Raw genomic sequence first — 16986 nt, 5'->3', positions numbered from 1 at the left:
ACCGTCAGGTCGCCCCGCGCCACCGAATCGGTGATCTGCACCGCATTGCCCAGGGCGCGCGATATCTGCCGGATCATCGAGCCGCCGACCAGCAGCGCCAGCAGTAACCCAAGCACTACTGCACTCGTGGTCACCACCCAGATGGTCTGGTAGCTTGCAGCAGCACTATCGTATTCTTTCTTGGCCTCGTCGAGTTGCACTTGTATGAGCCCGCTCAGCACATCCTGCAAAGGATCCATCGCGGGATACATATCCTTGGCAGCAAAAGCTGTGATGCCAGGAATGTCGCTAGCTCGGAACAGCCCTTGCAGCACCTCTGTCGCTTTGTCTGCATTCGCCTGTAAGGGCCTGAACTGATCCACGAGCTTGACCTCTTCGGGTGCCAGCTGTGTAGCCAGATAGGCACTCCAGTTTGTATTGATCGCTTTGCGAGCCTCACTCACTGATTGCAGGCCCTGGGCAGGTGTCATGCCCCCATCCCGCACCTTGTGGGCGGCATCCACCACGTTGACGGCATACATGTCCGCCACGATCTTGAGCTGCTTGAGAGGGACCACCCGGTCGTCGTAAACCGACTTGAGTCCGGTATTCGAGTGGCTCATACCCATAAGGCCGCTGCCTCCAACCAGCAAGACCAGACAACACAACACTGCCAGAAGACCGGCTAAGCGGGTAGAAATTTTCAGATTGCTCATTTGGCATCTCCCCAGTCGGAGCATGCCGTGATGCCGATGAAATGCTGCTCAGCCCTATCTCGTGACAGGAAAAAGGACGAAATTGACGGTGATTTCATGGACGTGGGTTAATGTCATGTGGATAGATGGCCAATTGTAATGATAAAGATGATTTTTTTGGTAAATTTTTCGAAAACACCATTTCGGTCACTTTGGGCGAAGTACCGTCGAAAGCGCGGAATTGACTTTCAGAGGTCAGTGACGGTCTACGGCGGGTCGAGATAAGTAGATTGGTGCGCTCAAAACCGCTCGTTCGATGGCAGGCGCTGCCCACCAGCGACAGCAAAGCACCGTGTCGGCTGGACTGAATCGCCCCCGGGTTTGAACTGATCCCCCAGAAGTTGGATGGTCGCGATTCCGCCGATCAGGCGGTGCTTCTCAAGCGGTATTCCACTGGACTGAGCCCCTGCAGCCGGAGCTTGATGCGCTCGTGGTTGTAGTAGTGGACGTAATCATGCACGCCCGCTTCGAGCGTATGAATGCTATCGGGCCGTTCGAGATGCAAGTACTCGGCTTTCAGGGTGCCGAAGAGTCTTTCAATCGCCGCGTTGTCGAAGCAGTTGCCCTTGCGGCTCATGCTTTGCTCGACTCCGTGTCGCACGAGCATCGCTCGGTAGGGCTGCATCTTGTAGTGCCACCCTTGGTCAGAATGCACGATCAGGCCGGCGACGCAATTGGTCCGCGAGAGCGCGGCCTCAAGCTTGCTGGAAACCATCTCGAAGACTGGCCGCCTTTCTCGAAAAATAAACCTAACGCGACCCGGCAAAGACCGATCCAAAGCAAGCCATGATGCGGCCCTCCTACGCAATCGCGCTCAACGCCGGCACGACCACGTTCTTCGGTATCAGCTTCTGCACGTAGGTCTGTCCATCGCCCCAGGCATCGACCAAATGCGCCCACTCTTGCAGCATGTGGCGCCGCTGCTCGGCGCATTCGGTCTTGTTGTAGATCGAACGCGAGGAACGCCCCTCCTCGTGCGCCAAGCATTTCTCGATCCAGTCGAGTTTGAAGCCGATCTCGTTCAGTAGCGTTGAGCCGATGCGGCGCAGGTCGTGGACGGTGAACGACTGCAGCGGTAGACCTTTGACCTTGGCGCCCTCCACGATGAGCTGCGTGATCCGATTCAAGGTCGCATTGGACATGCACCGATCCGGATGGTAGCGAGAAGGAAAGCCGAACCTTGAACCTGCGTGCAGGCGTGCAGCGTGATGAAGATGTCGAGCGCCTGTCGCGTAGACGTAGACCTGCTTCAAGATGTCCCGGATCTGCACCGCGGTGGCCCGCGCCCCTCGCTCCTTGAGCTTGTTGCACAAGATCCGCAGGTCTTCGGCCTGGATTTCGGTCAGCAGGCGATTCTGGATAAATTCACTCCCACTCAATTGTCAATAGCGCCAAGGCCTTCTAATGAAATCAAGGCTCTGAAGCTGAGATGAATTTCTAATACCGTCAACTGTACCGTCAGCACGGGGAACCTGGGCGGAAGAAGGAGTCATAGCGAAACGGCTTGAAAAAAGCCCAGTTTGAGGACGATGGGCAGCTAAGAGAAAGTATGCACGCCAAAGATCGTTGGCACTCTGGCGCACAAAGCCAAGGCTACAAAGCACGCCGCAGCTTTGCCGCTAAATCATCCCCCCCTCTGGTAGTAACCCTCTAGCTTGGGAGCTGAAGTTAAACCTGCGGTCACTGACGCTCCATTGCCACGCTTAATCAATATCTTTCTGGCGCCACCCAGTGACACAGCTATGCGAGGAAAGTCGTCTTCTAGCTCAGCGTGGTCTGTCTTGAGCCAGGTCGGAAAGGGCAACGCTGGTTGGACGGGAACCTGTTGTCCACTCACCAAAATGTTTCCCTTTGCCAGGTCTTGGACCATGGGCAATGCCGCCCCACCACCCGTTAATGCGACGGTCAGGTATCTCGACGGGTTGGAAAGTATCCACTCAACGAAGCTGTAGTCCACAGCCTCCATGATCTCTGCCATCGTAGCTCTCAGCGTAGCTCCAAAACCTTTGACAGCGTCTACAGATAAGAATTCATCCAACTCGATTTCAACATCCAACCCTTTCGCAAGCGCGATGAAAAGGAACTTCTCATTGAAGAGTGTTTCCTTGTAGTCACGAATACTCAACTCCAGTTTGCTGCGAGCGGCCACCGCGCCATCCGCGTCGGACTTCACACCGGCTTTCTTCAGAATGAACTCGATCAAGACTCGGTCCAAGAAGTTACCCGCCTCCGTGATCCCGCGCGCGCTATTTGCAACTTCTTGGGCAGTGTTCAAGCCCTTCTGGGGGTCCACAAGAATGCGATAGAGGCTCATGTCACTTGTGCCGGCCCCTACGTCAATAACCATGACGAGCATATCGACCCTGTTGCGCCAGCTCAGCAGGGCACCCGCGACGCCCAGCGGTTCGGTAATGTCCTCGGCTATGAACGGGTAGTCAGCTTTGGTGGCTTTCAGGCTTCTGACCGCCGCAACGAAGTCTGCCACTGGGATACCACTGGTCATGGACGCAGAGAAGGTATCCGCAAGAACCTGCGCCTCGCCCAACATTCGCCGCAGCTCGTGTGAAACGTCTCGAGACTTGTTGCTTGGAAAGCATGGCATCGCAAAGCGTCGTTGTACGTTTCGCTGGTAGCCTGCGGACTCCAGTGCCCGACTAGTGGCCCAAGTCAGAAACATGAGGTAGGCCAGAATCATCTGACCGTATGTGACTTGAACTCCTTGCGGAGCAAATATCGGAGCACCCACAGCATCATCAAACCCATCTTCTGAGAGCCTGCGTTTGATGTTGTCAAGCCGCTGCCGCGAACCGTCTCCACCTTCGATCAGCGACCGATCTACCGCGTTCTTACCGAACCAAATGTGACCGGCGTTGTCGATGTAAACCGACGAGATCAGCATCACAATGCTGACTTCTTCTTGGTCACCTGGTTTTCCCAACTCGAGAACACATATCTGCTCCTCACTGCCATCCAGGACCAGCGTCGCCTTGGACATGGCCGTTCCGAAGTCCAGGCAAAGCCGCATATCGCTCACCTTCGGCATCTTCAGGACGGACGTGTCAAGAGAAATGGGTCGCACAGGCTTGGCTGCAACCTCTACAGTGGTGCCAGCAGGGACTGCAGCAGGTGGCGATACAGGTGGATTCACAGTGGGCGCGGTGCTCGTCACTGCGCCTTCGCTGCCGAGCTTCGAAATCGCAAACTGAAGTGCCTTCAGCTCGTTGGTCGTGAGCAATCCCGGAAGGCTCATCGAGCCGTTCGAGTCGGTAACCAATCTCTCGATGAGATTGGTAATCAAAATGCTGGCTTTAACGGTGTCCACGCTGATCCTTATTCGTCTGGCTGAACCCAAGGTTTTACAAGTGTCTTTACCTTACCCCCGAAATCCTTCCGAATACCATCTCGCACTACTCGAATGCGCCTCACGCCTGGTTGATGCCCTCCTAACATCTCATGCTCTAGTGGGTTGTACTCAAGACGTTCACCTTTTAGGTCGGTCTTTGTCAGTTTGCGCATTCGAGCGAGGCGCCTGGCAGTCTGCGCAATCTCGGTGTACCCCGCAGTTGCACTCCTGACTGTAGAAGCAAGTACTGGGTCAGATATCTCCAGGAGTGGTACGACAGCTCGACTGACCTTCTCCATCGGCTCCTTGTTGCTCTCGACTTCAATGAGAAGCGAACCGATTTGCTGGTCTTCATTGTTGCCAAACTTGTGATCAACAACCCGCTGACTCTGCTCTAGCGCTCCGGCTGACTCCCACCACGCCCTGACTTCAGGGTCGGAATCCTGTGCATCGACCAGTCGCCGCTTCAATGCCACTGCAGTCTGTGGCCTAGATCCAAATGCCAAGACGATAGCTTCAACGATCCTGGAGTCAGAGCGATTCTGTCGGACCAACACAAGCGCCGTTTCAAGTAGATCCTCTCGCAATCCCGCGATCGCCCCTGAGCGGCTCAGAAAGTCATGCCACCCCGTACGAATGGCTTCTTGCGCGCGCTCAACCACCGAGTATGAGGTCGAGTCAAAGGCGCAGGAAAACCGTCGCTCAATCATGCGTGACAGAATTCTTAGCGCTGCATCGACAACGTCTGCCAAAACTCCCGCATCAGCGTCGACGGCATCGTGTCGAACGAGCGCTGCGAAGCAGTCTCCAAGCGCGGTTCCTGGCTCATGGCCAAGCTCACCCTTCCAGGTCGTAAGCACGTCAAGTACGGCCAATAGAACTCGCCTCGATCTCTTCAGTCGAGACTCCGCCGAAGGGATCTGTCGAATGCTTTCGCTGTTGAGCTCTAGCTGACGCAGAAAGCTTGAGAGAGTTCCTGCTTCGCTGAGACCACAGGCGAGCAGTTCGCGTCGTGCCTCCTCTGCCGTATCGATGATGAGCGCCTCATGAAGACAATACTCCATGACCCAATGGCCATTGCAATGCTTGAGCGACGCAGCGGCATAAGCCTTGTCATCACCATTGGACAAGGTCTCTATGGATTGTGGGACGACGGTAAACAGTGATGGCAGTAGGTCAAAGACCTCCTTCTCACGATTACGCGCCACCGCAGCCAGCCGCGCGAGGGCGGCACTGGCTAGCAATTCGACCGAGGAGTCTTGTTGCGCAAACACTTGTATTCGGTTGGAGATCGCAGCTAACCCCTCGCCCTTGATCACCGCTTGGATTCGCTGAGACGCCATCTGCTTGCGAAGTACAGCCTGCAAGGATGCCAAGTCCGGTGCGCTGAGTGCATCCTGGAAATCGGGTATTTCGTCTGATGTTTGGCTCTGTTCTGTCATGACTTGCCTCTTGCCTGCCACTAATCTACGGATTCGATCTGTATTCAGCTCTCCACTGCAACCTTGGTCGCACCTCCATGCTGTGTAACCCTGGGCCTGCACCGAAGCTTGACGGCCCCCTTGGAAAACGACTCGTCCGTCGCCTTGCTTGACCAAACGTAAGCCTCTCCGGCTTTCAGCAGGGCCATGCGCTCTGGCGTCAGGTTGCCGAGTGCGGCGTTAGCTTTCTGGATATGCCTCAACCAAGCGGGCGAGTTGAACTTGTGCATGATGATCTGGCTGGACAGCTCGATCAGGCTGACGGGCACAGATGGTGGGTCTTGACTTGCGACCATGATGCTGACGCCCTTGTGCCGCATCTCACGGACGACTTCAATGAGTCCGGCAACTAGGTCAGGGCTCTCGATGTATTTGTGGGCCTCATCGAACACCACCAGCTTGTTGAAACGGCGCCCATCGATCCGCGCATCAGCGAACAACTGCAAGAGCACCACGAACAGTCCGAGTGCTTCGTCCTTCTCGATGAATTCGTCTCGCAGGTCCACGATGATCAGTCGGCCTGGTCTCACCACCTCAGTGAGCGAGGTTCCGTCGTTGATGTACTCAGCGGCCAGGTCGAGGCGCATCCTAGCCAGCTCCTTGAGGTGATCAGGAACCGACGATGCATCGATACCTGCACGCAAGCCCTCAAGGGTGATGTCGTCGCGCATCGCCTTCATGATGCGCATGATCTGACGAATGTACGTGGCTTGATTGCCTACGGCGCCCATCAAGAATTTCCAGTGCGAAGCCTTCAGCTCTGAAGCCGAGAACTGCAAAGGCCGCACTTCGATATCGGGGTACTCGGCCTGACGGTCTTCGATCTTGTCGGCTGGTACGAGAAGCAAGACATCCGCGAGCGCCTTCGGCTCCGCGCCATACACCTCCTTCAGCGCACGAATCTGATCTTCCACCGTGTTCGCACCTACCATTGACGTGAACTCGGGCTTGTAGTCCATCGTCGGGCTGTAGTGGAAGATCACCGTGGACAGCGGCTCGGGAAGGCAGTTGATACCAGGGATCTGAAGCGAAGCCATCTCTGCCACGCTGCCCAAGGTGTAGCTCTTGCCGCCGCCCTGAACACCGAACAGGCTGATGGTGTGGGTCTGATTGAGATCAAGTGCCACCTTGCGCCCGGACACTTCGCCAATCAGGCCGTACTGCGGTGTTGCTCCCGTGGCACCGAGCATGATGTCGTAAGCCACGCGGCTATCGGGTGCCTCGCCATCTTGAGTCTGCGACCGTTTAACGGACGCACTCTGGGGAGCCGCCTCCCCCGCAACAAGAACCGATGCAGGCGCCTGTTCCGCAGTCGCATTAATACCCGGCTCGTCTACTGGCAACGGTGGCTTGTCAGTGCTTGCAGCCTGCACGGTTCCAACTGGCAGAGGAGCCACCTGCACCAAGGCGGCGGGTTCCGGCTCCCTCACGGGCACGCTGGAAACCACCTCATGCTGCGTGTAGTTGACCCTCGGACTGTCGTCCCACGCGAGTGTTCGATCCCGTGACGGGCTGAGGAACGCAGCCGTTTCAAAGGTAGGAACGGCTGGCGCCAACTCCCTGCGACGAAGCAGTTCTTGCGTGACCTCTCGCGCTGTGTCGGCAGAGCGCGCGTACTGGACGCTAGCCACCGTTTCGGTGTCAGTCACTGCCGACTCCACCAACTGCCGGATCAAATTACTACCGATCCGATAGAACTCGATGCCGTTTTCATGCTCGGCGGGCTCAGTACCTGGCTTGCTGAAGTCAAACACCACGGCACTTCGTGTGAACTGCAGGGTGTAAGGCCGCTCATCAAGGCGTCGCAGGAAGTAGTGCGCCTCTTCGGCGGCTTCTGGCAAGACCACGCCATAGCGTTCGGAGCGGTCTAGGTAAAAGCCCAGCAGTGCAGCAAGATCGCGATTCTTGATGGGGCGGTCAGGCCGATCTACGTCAGCCATCCTGGGGTTGAAGTGATAGGCCAAGACGTGCTCGGATTGAGCGATCTGATCGGCGATGGAGGCCTTCAACTGCGCGTAGGCAGCAACGTCACCCACTTGGCTATAGCACTTCACTTCGACCAACCGACATGTCACCACACGGCTTGCTGGGTCGAGGTCGAACAGGGCAAGGTCAGTTCGACGGAAGCTGACTTCATCGCCCATTTCCTCAGCGCTTTGCTTTAACGCCTTGTACAACTCCAAGTGCGCGTCCAACGGCACGACGACCTGGTTCTGGAAAACGCCTTGATGTTCGAGGAACAAACGCGAGAGCGCCAAGCCCATCGCCTCAGCGCGCTGGGACGAAGAGGACAGTAGCTTCAAAGCCAGCCGGCCGGACAACGATCGAAGCTGATCCAGCATCACCAAGGCATGTCGGCCCGTATTGGGCAATCCGTACTCACCCAATATGGGAATCAGCAAAGACTCCAGCTCAGCAACGGACCGCGAGGTAATCGCCAATCGATGGCTCATCGCGCTCGCCATGTCGGGCGAGTGGTCGATCAGATAGTCTGGCCGTGTGGCATGCCGACGATGGTCGAAGAACTCGATCCCCAAGTTCCGATCAATCGTAAGCACCCAATCACTGACCTCATGAACCTGATGGAGCATGGCACGCTCATCTGCGGACAGGCTCAGCGCAACAACAGGGCGCGCATGCGGCAGGTATTGACTGCGAGCAACTGTCGCCACTGCGACCGAGACAGCACGGGAAACGCCACCCATGAGGTCGGATAGCGCCTCTGCTCCCTCCAGCGGCTGCGCCGCGCCATGAAGCGGACGCCGCAGCCAAGTGATGGACTGCTCGTCTTCCAGATAGTCCACTTCGAAGGGCTGAACCAGACCATGGACAAACGAAGAGTCGTCACTGTCCTGAACATCAACTGCTCGAATTTCCTCAGCAGGGAACAAGTCAAACAAGAAGGACAGGTGCGCCGCATGCAAATCCGGATCCTCACGGAATTCCTTGATCGCACGAATGGCCAGTCGCAGCTTGGGGTGCAAATGACTGTTGGTCGGCGTCGAAAAAGCGTCTGCCTCCTTGGCGCTCGTTCCCGAGTCTGGCGACAAGAGTCCCAGCAACGCTTCCCCGGTCGAAGGGGCTGCAGGATCAAGCACGAAAAGCCGGATGTCGTAACGTAGATCGGCGAAGTCAGGATGTCGCTGGAGTGCCAGCAGCACCTCGGCCATTGCGCCTGCGCGCCCCGCGTTGAATGCGTTGATCGTCAGCGTCTCCACATACGGGTGCTGAACCAGATAACGCTGCACGCGCGCGGCAAGATAAGCACTATCGATCGTTGCCCCGCCTATGGCTGGCTCTGGCAAGCCCAAGGCAGCACAAACCTCCCCGATCAGGCCACGAGGGTCCTTCTCATCGGTCGCCGCGTACAAGGACCAGAACGGGTTGATGTTGTCCACAGCCAGCGCTGTCCGCCCCAGCTCCTCACCGAAGGGAACAACCGGCGGAAATGCCGCTGGCGCAAGCTGCTTGATCACTGCGTCACGTGTCGGGATCACAAACTCTTTGTTGCTAGCTCGGCTCTGCTCCATCCAGGCCTGGCCGAGATGGCTCCATGCAACATGCCAGTTGGCACGCAACGGATGCGTTGGCCCCAACAGCACAGCATCTCGTCGCCTGCCTTGGTAGTCTTCCAGCACGAGGGCCACTGAATCTATGGTGAGCGCGTAGCGAAGCTCATCCATCGCTTGCCGCGCAACGGCCGTCTCTGTGGAGCTGGCACGTGCAAGTGCTGTGTCGATCCAAGCCAAGTAGGCGGAGGCGTAGTTCTGAGCCGGCTCCTGAAGGGACAGAAGATCGCTGGCCTGCATGATCAGCCGTTGGTCTCCCTTGAGCACTGCGGCGAAGAACGACTGCCGAGCCTCTCGGAATCGAGTCACCTCGTCCGAGACTGGCCACTTGAATGACGTCGTAGATCGGGTGGCAACACCCGAAGCGCTGATCGAAAGTCTCAAGCGGTTCAGACCTTCTGGGTCTTCAAGAAACGCCCGCTCCAGGTTCGCCAAAAGGCTGGACACCAAGACGTTCGCCTTACCCTCCTTGCCCAGGCGAATCTCCAAGGTTTCGCCGCTGGCCACGGCCTTGCTACCGCGCTCCACCCAGCCGCAGCCGGTCACAGTAACGGTTCCAGGATCACGATCCTGAGTCACCGCCGCAAAACGTGCACGCAGCAACGCATGCATCAAGCTCGCCTCACGCGGGACCGCACGCTGTGGTGGTTCTACCTCCACCTCTTCGTCGGTGACCACGTAAAAGAGGTCACTTTCGTTGGGGCTGGCGTGCGTCTCCGCTGTATCAGTGTTGAACCGGATTGGATTGCCTTCTCCGTCCGCGAGAGGGATGCGATCACCGTCCTCGGTCTCTGCATACACCCGCACGTAGTGCCAGCCCTCCTCCCAGTCAATCTTGCCAATCGACGAAAAAGCAATCGCGCCGGAGTCGGTTCCTTTGGTCCATGCGGCTTTACGCCTACGAAGGCCTGTCGGACCGTTGTCGCGCGATACAACTTCTGCCACAAACCGCGACAACCCTTCGACCTTGGACGGCACAGGGTCAACACGGAAAGAGACACTGAACTTCTTGAGACCGGTTTTTGAGATGGGAAGCACCTTGTGGCCGATCAACTCAGCCAACCGGGGGTCTTCGTTGTCATCCTTCACCACGGGCAAGTCAGGCAGTGCGACATCGCCGATGTAGATGGCGTCAGGGTTGACTCCGCCGTCCTCGAACAACCATTTGTTGAACGCAAGTGGCCAATTCACACGGTCACGAACGATGGCTTGCGTCCACTCCTTGGGATTGGAGACGCCGATGCGGGAGAAGAACTCGCCAAGCTGCTTGCAGAACACGGGGTCCAGCAAGCCCAGCTCAAGCGCGCGAACGCGCTCCGTCTTGGTAGACCAGGTCACGCGCTCAACGCACTCTCGGTTGCGCGCCACCCGCGCAGGTGCGCGCTCGGACTGTTGGAACAACTCAAAGTCCGGCACCAGAGCAAGCTCAAAGAGCGCTGCCCCCATCGCATCCGGATCAAACTCATTGATCTGGCAGGTGAGCAGGTAACGAGCGACAGCAGCGTCATCAGCGTACCTCCACCGGCTGTCACGCCGCCGCAACTCGCTCAAGCAGGCCTCTACGGCCATCCGCAAATTGGCAGGAACTTGAGCCAGCAGCTGCTCATTCAGCTCCGCATACGCGCCATCGATCGAGACCTCTTCGAACGTCGCGACGCCAAAGGAATCTTCCGCTGAAGCACGCAGGTCATTCGGCACGAAGACCAGCAACGGGGGGCGAAGCTCATCGTTCGGTAGCGGATTCCGCAGCTCAACCAGCTTGGTACTGCTGACAGCCATGTCCGGAGCCATCGCTCGCAAGCCTTCGTCCGCCAGTACCACGATGTTCGCTGACGGCACGGCAGCCCGCAGGCCGCCAGCCAAGCGAATCATCAGCTCCCGATCCAAATCGGTGACCCGCATGCAATGCCCAAGCTCGCGAGCGGCAAGCAACTGGGATAGCTTTGGAAGCAGGACCGATTCCAGCGCGGCGTTCAGCTCTTGATTGGTGAGTTCACGCAGTCCCTGACTCATGCGCGCGCTCCTTCGTTTCGTTCTGCAATCGTGTAGCGCGGCACCACGGTCTGGGTCACGTAGGCATCAGACAAATCTCGATAGAAGCCAATCTCGCGCAGGCGTCCGGTAAATGCCTGCACATTGCTGCGCAGGGCCTTCCGTTCGTCGATGGTCAGAGCGCTGAACCCCTCACCGGGCGGTAGTTGATCGATGTACAGCCCATAGCGTTCGCGCAAGAACGACAGCAAGTCGTCGATCCGCATCTCGCCGGTGAAGTAGCCTTGCTCCCCACCGGGGCGCAACACCGCGATCTGCAGCAACACTTCTAGCAGGCGGCTCTCCAGCGCAAATCGCCGAGGTGCGTTCCGCGCGCGGGTCTGCGCAAGCAGCGCCCCCGACTTGTTCTTCAACATCGTCGCGTCCAACGACTCGATGATGTACTTCCGATGGAAGGCACCACGCAGAGCTACCAGAATCTCGATGTAGGTCTCGAAGTCCGAGAGTCCCATCTTTGTGATGGCCTCGACCTCTGCGTCAAGGCCCGCATCACCCTCAGACAGGGATTCCAGCAGGCCGGCTAGTCGCTCACCAAAGAACTTGTCTCGCTCTTCCGCGAATGGTTCACCTTGCAGACCGTAGAGTTCGCCGACCGAGAACACGGAATTCAAGGGCCGGATCAGCTTCCCTCTCCGATGGAGGTGCTCAGAAAACTCGTCAAGCTTCTTGGCGACGAAGTACGCTCGCACAAAGCTAGGAATGCGCCGGTAGTAGCCATCTGCGCTGCGCTCTGCCAGCGCTGCGGTAGGAGACTCTGGGCTCCCTGATAGATCAACGAACAGGCCAAGCTTGTAGGGGCAGTCACCCTGAGGCTCGCGTTGCTCGCGGGGTTTCATGGGGCATGCCGATTCAGCGCACAGCGAGTTGGCTCCCTCCAACTTCTGCCAGGCAGGCAGCAGCTTCAGCAAGCGAAGGTGATATAGCGCCAGGTGAAACGACAACAGCACCTTCAGGTACTCCACCATCACCGAGCGCGGCATGTAATTTTTATACAGCAGAAGTCGCTGGATATCCTCTGCCATCAGATCGGCCGAACCAATGCACACGGGCGCGAACCGATCTCCACCTGCGCGCGTATCCGCTGTGTCCTTCCTCTGCGACAGAAAGTGCAGCAGCGTCGCTGTCTCGATGTCTGTCAGGGCCTTGTCGTTCAGCTCACGTGTGAACTTGTCGAAGCCGTCGAAGAAGAAGTCCTTTAGATGCTCAATGGCATTGTGGCCGGACCTATTTCTTGCGTGGTACAGCATTTGATAAAGATGCTGTGCAGCCCCGTAGTCACGCGAGTGCTTCGGGTTGCGAAAGCGATAGGTATAGCCATGTAGCGGTCGCGGCCCTGCCACGGCGGCGTTTTTCTTGCCTCGGTTCACGATGTCCATCAGGTGGGTTTCCACCCAGCGCTCTACCATGTCTCGGTGCTGGGTGAAGCCCAAGAACTTGTCGCTGGCATCCAGGATGTCATCAACGAACTTGTCCACGGTCAGCTCGCGCTTGTCGCGGAAAACGCTCGGATAGCCCCCATGCTCCAGCCGCTCGAACAAGCCCGTGAGCACCCGGTCCATCTCGATGGTCTTGAAGTCGAGATAGCTGATTTTCGGGAGTCGGAATTCCCTGTCCTTTTTCTGTAATGCCATCAGTTTCCCCTGGCGCCGCTCTCTGCGGCTTCTTCTTGGCGAGCGCCCGTCACTGGCCCGAGCAGCAAACGCATCTCCACCCGACCATCGTCATGGCGGGCCAAGCGGTAGAAGTCATGCCCCGTGGTGGTCAGCAGGATTTCGCGGTAAGGCTGAGCGTTGAGACTGTTCTTGAACACGCCAAGGCAGAGGTAGAAACCCTGCATCTCTTCAACGCTAGGCCGATAGCCTTCGTTCAGGCGCACCAGCATCTCGAACACGTCGAGGTTGATGATCAGCTCGCTGCTGATGGCACCTGCGCCTTGGCCTTGGTACTTCAGCAGCAGACCGGTCGGCAGGTGTTCAACGAAGCGAGCCTTGGCTGCAAAGTCTTGTACCTGCAGCCCAAAGCCCTCCAAGGGGAAGAGCCGGTAGCTCCGAACCGTACCGTGTTCGACCTGACGCAACTGCAAGGCCAGGCTGGCTCCAAGGCGCTCCGGGCGCTGCAGCCCCTCGCCTCGGTTGATGGCATGCAGGATTTCGCTCGTGAGTTCATCGATGGGCATTTCGCCTCGAACGATCTCCACCATGCGCTTGGCGGAGCGATAGGGCAGCATCTTTTCCCAGCTGGCGTCACGCCGCTCAAAGAAATGCTTGCGGCGTGCCATGGCTACATACTCGCGATGCTTCCGCGCCCGGTGGCGGACGGACGAGTCAGAAACGCCACGCGGCAGGTCGCCGAACAGGCGCTTCAACACCTCGAAGTCAAACTGCCCTCGGCGCTCGAAGCGGAACAGGGCGCGGTCATCCGGTTGAACAAAATCCAGGCCTCGGTCGAAGCCGGGGTCCTCCTGCTTGCCAACATCCAGATCGCTCAGTAGCGTCAGCAGCCGGTCCGAGGTGGTTTGCCCGCTACCCATCCAGCTGTTGAAGTAGAAGCTGCGCGCCACGTCATCGTGTTTGCCTGAGGCGTAGAGCGCATGAATCTCGCGACAGTCGCGGTTACCAATCAGCATGAACGACAGCGCTGAACGCAGGTCGCGCATCGTGATGTGCAAGCGCCCGCGCAAGTGCGCCATCGTGTAAAGCGTCTTGAGGCGCTCCAACAAACGCGGCCCGGCGATCTCATCCTGGAAGCTGCGCGCGTTGTGCAAGGCGTAGCAACTGTCTTTCAGGTCACACTGCTCGCAAGCAGCCCAGTTCTCCGGGCGGACGATGCTTCGCAGCGTGCGCTCCAGAATCGACCCGCCCTCAGCATTGCTGGCGTCATCGGCCACAACGCTGCGCAGATTCAGATTCACCACCGCCACGCCAGACTCCGCTTCCCCCGTGGCAAATGCGCGCCGAACTAGGGCAGCGAGTGCCGGGAAATCTCGTTCATGCGCAGCGAGGAAGTCCACCAAGCGACCTTCGTTGATCGCAATCAGTCGTGTCTCTTGGGGACTCCAGGATGCTGCATCGTTACCCTTGAACGGGGCCAGAAAGTCCAGCAACACCTGGTTGTTGTCCTTGTTACCCTCGTCTTGGCTACCGTCGTAGTTGATCAGGTAGCGCTTGCCATCCAAGCTCAGCTCGCTGCCGTTTGCCAAGCCACGATTGACGGAACCACTACGTGCTTCGACCTCTTTCTCCAGACGTTGCAAGAAAGCAGTCTTGCCATCACCAGCGTTGCCAGACATCAGCACAAGCCGGAACTCCCCCAGCAGCACAGCAGGCAACAAGGCGCGGTCCAGCGCGGTGTCCACATAGGCGGAGAACCCAAGCGCGTCCATGCCCCGCGTACCCGCATTGCTGCGGCGGCTCTGGCTGTAGAGCGTCAGCAGGTGTGATACGAACGCGTTGGTGTTGGGTGTCGATTCAGCCAAGGCGGGCTGCCCGCTACCCACAGCGGTCACCATGGCCGCCAGACTGACCGTCTGCACTCGACGCGCATGGCGAATTTCTTCCAGTGCATCGCGGAAATCGACAGCCGTGTGGAAACGCTCTGCCCTGCGCGGCGCAATGGCCTTGAGTACCACGTTCACCAGCTCCGGTGCCAAATCGGCAAAGCCCGACAGTTCACGCGGGTCCGGCGCAGGCTTGTTGACGGGCGGCTCTGTGGTGTCCCACGGGTAGCGGGTGGTCAATGCCTCGTACAAAGTCAGGCCCAGCGCATACAGATCGCGGTCTGCGCGCTCGCCGTTGTGCGGAATGACCTCAGGATCAAAGTCCGGCGGCAAATAGCGACGCGATCCCCCGCCGCGCGACTCCTTGTCATCGGCCCGCACCGACACATTGAAGTCGATGATCTTGGCGCCCTTCTGGGTCCACAAGAGGTTGCGCGGCTTGATGTCGCAGTGATGGAAACCCTGCGCATGCAGATGCACCAGACCCTCGATCACCTGCTTGCCCAGCTCCAGTGCATCCTCAGGGGACAGGAGGCGATCGTGAATCATGTCGCCGACATCGGCCCCTTCCACGTACTCAAACACCAGGAAAGGGATGTCACGCCCTGGGATCACATCCGCATCCAGCACACGCACCACGTGAGGGTGCTCAGGGATGTGCACCAGGTGGCGGTACTCCTTCTTCAGGCGCTCCAAGGTCGAGTGCCGGTCACTGACGATGAGCTTCACCGTGCGCGCCACGTCGCCCAAGGTGTCGATCACCTTGTAGACCACACCGAAGCTGCCGCGCCCGAGCTTCTTCTCCACGATGAACTTGTGGGTCAGGCGATGACCTGCCGCCAAGTTCAGGTAGTCGGTCTGGGCATCATCGACCTCGAAGACCTCAGGCTTCGGTGCATCTGCTGCTTGGGTGGCTGCTTGCGCCGCAGGTTGCAGCAAGGTATTCAAAGCGGCCAGCGCGGCCGATGCCGTCAGCCGCTGGTGCTCATCAAAAGCGCACAGGCTCTGCAGCCAAGCATCAAAGGCCTCGTTCAGCTCCGGCCGTAGTGCCGAGGGCTTGTTGAGGAACTCGCCGACCCGGTCCCATACTGTGGTGGGCTCACCCGCGAAGGGGCGCTCTCCGGTGAAGAGTTCGTAGATGATGACCCCTGCCGAGAAGATGTCTGATGCGCTCGATGCGGCACCCGGCTCCCTGAACGCTTCGGGTGCCACATAGGCTTTCTCCACCAGATCAACAATGTCCGCCGCAATCGTCAGGCTGCGGTCCACACCGGGCTTGGCGAAATCGAAATCGGTGATGCGTGTGGTGCCGTCCTGGCCAATCAATATCGCGCCCGGAGTCAGGTTGCGATGCACCACACCGTGATGGTGGGCATGGGCCAAGGCCGCTAACAGGTCTTTCGCCACGCGCCACTTCTGGTCCAGCGTCAGCGCCAACTGCGGCCGAGCCATGTGCACGGTCAGCGCTTGGCCTGGTGCATCCTCCAGGATCAGGATGAAGGACTTATCGTCATCGGTCGGGAAGAAGTCCCGCGCCGCCACGATGTTGGGATGCAACGGCAGCTTGGACAGCGCCCGGTAGGCATTGGCGATGCGGTTGACCTGCGCCTTGCGCACATCTTCAGGTTGGTAGGGGTCCGCCTGGTACACCCGCAGGCGGGCCGTACCACCTGCGAACGCGTTCTCGGCACGGAACTCGGTGTAGGCCTCCGCAGCCCCGAGCTTTTCTTTCACCTGCCAGTGCCCAAAGCGCTGCACGGCGGAAGCTGGCTTCACCACCTTCAAGGCACGCAGGATCAAGCTCTGCTGCTGCAGGATGTTTTTGGAGAAGCGCGCCGGGATGCGCGTGGCATCCTTGAAGTAGCGCTCTGCGTCCTTCAGCTTCACCACCCGGTCTGCATCCAGCTGCTCGCGGTCATTCAGGTGAGCATCAGGCGCGGTGAGCAGGATGGCGGCATCGACGTAGATGCCGTCCAGTTCATTCCGACCGGGATTGGCCTGAGTCACCAGGCCCTTCACCGTGCGCGCATGGCCGCGCAGCTTGCCCATCGGCGACGGATACGGCGCGCGCCCCTCCGGGTACCACTTGTTGCCGTACACATCAATGGTGCCGCGTGTGCCCTTCACGTCGATCAGATACAGGGCATGCGGCGTCAGCAACGCAATGTCTATCTCGAAGCGCTCGCCCTGCCGCTCGATCTCGAAGTTGTGAAGCAGAACGAAACTGTCTGGCAAGCGATCCCGCAGGTAAGCGATGGCGCTGCGCTCTGCATCGTTGACCGGCTGGCCTACTGGGATCACTTTTGCCATG

9 protein-coding genes are annotated in these 16986 nt (G+C 58.5%); 1 reads left to right on the top strand and 8 read right to left on the bottom strand.

Annotated elements, in window-relative coordinates; translation table 11 throughout:
• From AC1RVY_RS26415 to AC1RVY_RS26405, 3 genes are all read right to left on the bottom strand, one after another.
• A partial coding sequence (locus AC1RVY_RS26415; protein ID WP_492809114.1) for an MCP four helix bundle domain-containing protein occupies window positions 1-695 on the bottom strand: 695 nt, incomplete at its 3' end.
• A gap of 403 nt (window positions 696-1098) precedes the next feature.
• Window positions 1099-1449, bottom strand: a complete 351-nt coding sequence (locus AC1RVY_RS26410; protein WP_492809112.1) for an IS3 family transposase — start codon at window positions 1447-1449, stop codon at window positions 1099-1101.
• A gap of 85 nt (window positions 1450-1534) precedes the next feature.
• Window positions 1535-2047, bottom strand: coding sequence for a tyrosine-type recombinase/integrase (locus AC1RVY_RS26405; protein WP_492809116.1), 513 nt, complete (start codon window positions 2045-2047; stop codon window positions 1535-1537).
• On the opposite strand from AC1RVY_RS26405, the gene AC1RVY_RS26400 reads away from it, so the two are divergent.
• Window positions 1943-2167, top strand: a complete 225-nt coding sequence (locus tag AC1RVY_RS26400; protein WP_492809118.1) for a hypothetical protein — start codon at window positions 1943-1945, stop codon at window positions 2165-2167. The two genes, AC1RVY_RS26405 and AC1RVY_RS26400, sit on opposite strands and share 105 nt — an antisense overlap.
• A 191-nt stretch (window positions 2168-2358) precedes the next feature.
• Here the strand turns inward: AC1RVY_RS26400 and AC1RVY_RS26395 are convergent, their stop codons facing one another.
• The 5 genes from AC1RVY_RS26395 to mads6 are packed head-to-tail and all read right to left on the bottom strand — an operon-like array spanning window position 2359 to window position 16985.
• Window positions 2359-4056, bottom strand: coding sequence for a hypothetical protein (locus AC1RVY_RS26395; protein WP_492809110.1), 1698 nt, complete (start codon window positions 4054-4056; stop codon window positions 2359-2361).
• Between the two features lie 8 nt (window positions 4057-4064).
• Complete coding sequence (locus AC1RVY_RS26390) at window positions 4065-5519, bottom strand: hypothetical protein (protein WP_492809109.1); 1455 nt, start codon at window positions 5517-5519, stop codon at window positions 4065-4067.
• 44 nt (window positions 5520-5563) lie between these two features.
• Window positions 5564-11140 (bottom strand): methylation-associated defense system ATP-binding protein MAD8, encoded by a 5577-nt coding sequence (gene mads8, locus AC1RVY_RS26385; RefSeq protein WP_492809108.1) that lies wholly within the window; start codon window positions 11138-11140, stop codon window positions 5564-5566.
• Window positions 11137-12810, bottom strand: coding sequence for a methylation-associated defense system protein MAD7 (mads7, locus tag AC1RVY_RS26380; RefSeq protein ID WP_492809106.1), 1674 nt, complete (start codon window positions 12808-12810; stop codon window positions 11137-11139). The genes mads8 and mads7 overlap by 4 nt, the downstream gene beginning before the upstream one ends.
• Window positions 12810-16985 (bottom strand): methylation-associated defense system protein kinase MAD6, encoded by a 4176-nt coding sequence (gene mads6, locus AC1RVY_RS26375; RefSeq protein ID WP_492809104.1) that lies wholly within the window; start codon window positions 16983-16985, stop codon window positions 12810-12812. Before mads6 ends, mads7 begins: the two co-directional genes overlap by 1 nt.
• Window position 16986 lies beyond the last annotated feature (1 nt).

Source organism: Acidovorax sp. GW821-FHT11A03 (genome assembly GCF_058809075.1).
Note: the sequence above shows the minus strand (reverse complement) of the source record. Positions and strands in the feature narration are given on the sequence as shown.

Excerpts from the sequence above, each read along its gene's own strand:
- AC1RVY_RS26410 (WP_492809112.1), bottom strand. The coding sequence starts at position 1,449 with ATGGTTTCCAGCAAGCTTGAGGCCGCGCTCTCGCGGACCAATTGCGTC.
- AC1RVY_RS26400 (WP_492809118.1), top strand. The coding sequence starts at position 1,943 with ATGAAGATGTCGAGCGCCTGTCGCGTAGACGTAGACCTGCTTCAAGAT.
- AC1RVY_RS26390 (WP_492809109.1), bottom strand. The coding sequence starts at position 5,519 with ATGACAGAACAGAGCCAAACATCAGACGAAATACCCGATTTCCAGGAT.
- mads8 (WP_492809108.1), bottom strand. The coding sequence starts at position 11,140 with ATGAGTCAGGGACTGCGTGAACTCACCAATCAAGAGCTGAACGCCGCG.
- mads7 (WP_492809106.1), bottom strand. The coding sequence starts at position 12,810 with ATGGCATTACAGAAAAAGGACAGGGAATTCCGACTCCCGAAAATCAGC.
- mads6 (WP_492809104.1), bottom strand. The coding sequence starts at position 16,985 with ATGGCAAAAGTGATCCCAGTAGGCCAGCCGGTCAACGATGCAGAGCGC.